Consider the following 480-nt stretch of genomic DNA (forward strand, 5'->3'; position numbering starts at 1 on the left):
CGGTAACGTCGCGCAGGCCGTCTCCCACCAGATTGATCCCCAGCACGAGGATAGCCAGCACCACGCCCGGGATCAGGATGACCCAGGGTTGAAAGAACATGTACGCCTTGCCTTCCGCCACCATCAGTCCCCATGACGGCATCGGCGGCTGTACGCCCAGCCCGAGGAAAGAGAGCGTGGCTTCCAGCAGAATGGCATGGGCAATTTCCAGCGTCGCCACCACCGTCAGCGGACCAAGCAAATTGGGCAGAATTTCCCGCAGCATAATGAACATCGAAGAGGCTCCCAGCGTCTTGGCCGCGGCGATAAACTCCGCTTCGCGCAGCTGCCGGGTGACCGAGCGGGAAACAATCAGGAAGCGATCCCACAGCAGCAACCCCAGCAGCAGGATCACCACTTTTACCGAGCCCCCCACCAGCGAGGCCGTCGCTAGCGCCACCAGAATGATGGGCATGGATAAGCGAACCGTCAGAATATAGC

The 480-nt window shown here is 60.6% G+C and carries 1 protein-coding gene; it reads right to left on the reverse strand.

Annotation, left to right across the window (positions count from 1 at the left end):
- Positions 1-480 (reverse strand): ABC transporter permease (locus JWG88_RS21280; protein WP_205235831.1); only part of this gene is annotated, 480 nt, incomplete at both ends.

Source organism: Desulfopila inferna (assembly GCF_016919005.1).
Classification (GTDB): Bacteria; Desulfobacterota; Desulfobulbia; order Desulfobulbales; family Desulfocapsaceae; genus Desulfopila_A; species Desulfopila_A inferna.